Annotated in this window: 2 protein-coding genes and 2 pseudogenes; 1 reads left to right on the forward strand and 3 read right to left on the reverse strand. The window is 69.3% G+C overall.

What is annotated here, in order from left to right:
• From rlmD to FUT87_RS16850, 3 genes and pseudogenes are all read right to left on the reverse strand, one after another.
• On the reverse strand, nucleotides 1-1,190 hold a 1,190-nt coding region (gene rlmD / locus FUT87_RS16840), incomplete at its 3' end, for a 23S rRNA (uracil(1939)-C(5))-methyltransferase RlmD (RefSeq protein WP_147241759.1).
• Nucleotides 1,191-1,336: 146 nt separating this feature from the next.
• A complete protein-coding gene (gene rpoS / locus FUT87_RS16845) occupies nucleotides 1,337-2,470 on the reverse strand; it encodes an RNA polymerase sigma factor RpoS (RefSeq protein ID WP_091724843.1) in 1,134 nt (377 codons plus the stop codon).
• Between the two features lie 24 nt (nucleotides 2,471-2,494).
• Nucleotides 2,495-2,698: pseudogene (locus FUT87_RS16850) on the reverse strand (peptidoglycan DD-metalloendopeptidase family protein); the annotation flags it as partial.
• On the opposite strand from FUT87_RS16850, the pseudogene FUT87_RS16855 reads away from it, so the two are divergent.
• Nucleotides 2,691-2,926 (forward strand): annotated as a pseudogene (locus tag FUT87_RS16855) (3-oxoacyl-ACP synthase); the annotation flags it as partial. The pseudogenes FUT87_RS16850 and FUT87_RS16855 sit on opposite strands and share 8 nt — an antisense overlap.

Consider the following 2,926-nt stretch of genomic DNA (forward strand, 5'->3'; position numbering starts at 1 on the left):
GCCAGCGACGGGTCCTGGACCAGGTCCGCCAGCGCCTTGACCAGCGCGAAGGCGCCTTCGCGCGGCGGATCGATCAGCCAGCGGTCGGCGGCGCCGTCGGCCACCAGCAGCTGCGGGGTCATCTCGAACAGGTTGCGCGCGACGAAGCTGGCCTTGTGGTCGAGCGCATTGCGCTTGGCGTTCTCCCGCGAGCGCTGCACCAGCGCCTCGCTGCCCTCGATGCCGAGGACCTCGCGCGCCTGCGTCGCCAGCGGCAGGGTGAAGTTGCCCAGGCCGCAGAACCAGTCGATGACGCGCTCGCCGGCCTGCACGCCCAGCAGCCGCAGCGCGCGGCCGACCAGCACCGTGTTGATGTGGTGGTTGACCTGGGTGAAGTCGGTCGGCTTGAACGGCATCACGACGCCGAACTCCGGCAGCGTGTAGGCCAGCTCCGGTCCGTCCGCATCGAGCAGGTGCACCGTCTCCGGCCCCTTGGGCTGCAGCCACCATTGCACCCCGTGCTCGGCGGCGAAGGCGCGCAGCCGGGCGACGTCGCCCGCGCTCAGCGGCTCCAGGTGGCGCAGCACCAGCGCGATCACCTGCGTGCCGCCGTTGTCGCCGATGGCCAACTCGATCTGCGGCAGGCGGTCGCGGCCGTCCATCGCGCCGATCAGCTCGCGCAGCGGCAGCAGCATCGCGCTGACCTTCTCGGGCAGCACCTTGCAGACCTGCATGTCGGCGATGTAGCGGCTCTTGCGCTCATGGAAGCCGACCAGCACATGGCCCTTCTTCGGCACGTAGCGCACCGACAGGCGGGCGCGATAGCGGTAGCCGGTGGCCGGCCCCTCGATCGGGCGCAGCAGCGCCTCGGCCTTGACCTTGCCGAGGTGCCACAGGTTGTCCTCGAGCACGCGCTGCTTGACCGCCACCTGAGCGCCGGGATGCAGGTGCTGCATCTTGCAGCCGCCGCAGGCGCCGGCATGCAGCCCGAAATGCGGGCAGACCGGCCGCACCCGTTGCGCACTCTCGCGGCGCATCGCGATCATCGCGGCCTGCTCCCAGTTGTTCTTCTTGCGGCCGACGGCGACCTGGACCTCTTCGCCGGGCAAGGCGCCCTCGATGAACACGACCTTGCCTTCGCTGTTGTGGGCGACGCCCTGCGCTTCAAGGTCCAGCGACTCGACCTTCAGCCATTCCGATACATCAGTCATGGGCGCGCATTATCCCAGCGCGGATCGCGACAGGCGCTCGACAGAACTCCCTCTCCCCGCTTGCGGGGAGAGGGTTGGGGGTGAGGGGTCGTCGCGGTACGGCGGTGCTGGCCAGGGAAAGCAACGGTGCCAGCGGTGTTCAGGGTTCAGAAGATCGAATCCCGGCTGATGCCCTGCCGCATCATGTTGCGCTTGAGCTTGGCCAGCGCCTCGATCTGGATCTGCCGGATGCGCTCGCGGGTCAGGCCCAGCCGCACGGCGAGGATGTCCAGCGTCTCGGGCTCGCGGTCGGCCAGGCCGTAGCGGCCGGCGAGCACCTCCCGCTCGCGGTCGCTCAGCGAGGCCAGCCCGCTCTTGAGCAGGTCCTCCAGCTCATGGCTGAGCCGGTGGCCCGCCGGGTCGACCGCCTGCTCGTCGGCGACCAGGTCCAGCATCGATTCGCCGCCGTCGCCATTGCGGTCCACCGGCGAATCCAGCGAGCTGGGCAGTTCCGCATAGGCGAGCAGCTCGGCGATCTCGTCGACCGGTCGGCCCAGCGCCTGCGCGACATCCTCAGCGCGCACCGCGCCTTCGCCGCCGCGCTGCGCCGCGAGCGCCTCCAGCGCGCGGCGCGCCTTCAGCACCTGATTGAGCTCGCGCACGATGTGTACCGGCAGCCGCACCAGCCGCGCCTGATGCATCAGCGCGCGCTCCACCGCCTGGCGGATCCACCAGCTGGCGTAGGTCGAGAAACGGAAACCGCGCTCGGGCTCGAACTTGCCGATCGCGTGCATCAGGCCGAGGTTGCCTTCCTCGATGAGGTCGCTCATCGGCAGGCCGCGGCCCAGGTAGTTCTTGGCGATGCTGACGACCAGCCGCAGGTTGTGCTCGATCATCGCCTGGCGCGCCTCGAAGTCGCCGGCGCGCGCCTTGACGGCGGTGTCGTACTCCTCCTGGGGCGTCAGCAGCGGGGTGCGCCGGATGTCGCGCAGGTAGGCCTGCAGGGCGTTGGTCGCGTCGCCGTCGGCGGGACCCAGGTCGCCCTTGCCGTTCCTGGACTTGCTCTTGCCGTCCTCGGACTCGGCGCTGCGCAGCGCGCGGACTTCATCGTCCTCGTCGGCCACGACCTCGGGACTGTCCGCCGCATCGCCCTCGGCCGGCGCGGCGGCGTCATGGTCGTCAGCCGGCTCGGCGGACTCGGCCGCCAGTTCGGGCGGCAATCTGAAACGGCCTGGATGACCGGGGCGGTCCAGGCCGTCGGGCGAGAGTCCATCTGACGAAGAGGCGCGTTGCAAGGTCATGTTGCGGCGCCTCCTTGAGCGCCCTCAGCGCGCGGGCAACAGCTTCGACGGATCGATCGGCTTGCCCTGCTTGCGCACCTCGAAGTGCAGCTTCACCGAATCCGCGTCGCTGCTGCCCATCTCGGCGATCTTCTGGCCCTTGCGCACCACCTGGTCTTCCTTCACCAGCAACGTCTGGTTATGCGCGTAGGCCGTCAGATAGTTCGTGCTGTGCTTGATGATGATCATCGTCGCCACGTCCACGCCGGACATGGTGTTCCCGTCCACCGCCTGCCTGCTGCAACAGAAGCTCGGCATCCACGGCTGCGCCGCCTTCGACGTGCAGGCCGTGTGCTCCGGCTTCGTGTATGCGCTGACCGTCGCCGACGCGATGATCAAGAGCGGCGCCGCGACCAAGGCGCTGGTGGTCGGCGCGGAAGTGTTCTCGCGCATCCTCGACTTCAAGGACCGCACCAC

It is taken from the genome of Mitsuaria sp. TWR114 (genome assembly GCF_007997345.1).

Excerpts from the sequence above, each read along its gene's own strand:
- rpoS (WP_091724843.1), bottom strand. The coding sequence starts at position 2,470 with ATGACCTTGCAACGCGCCTCTTCGTCAGATGGACTCTCGCCCGACGGC.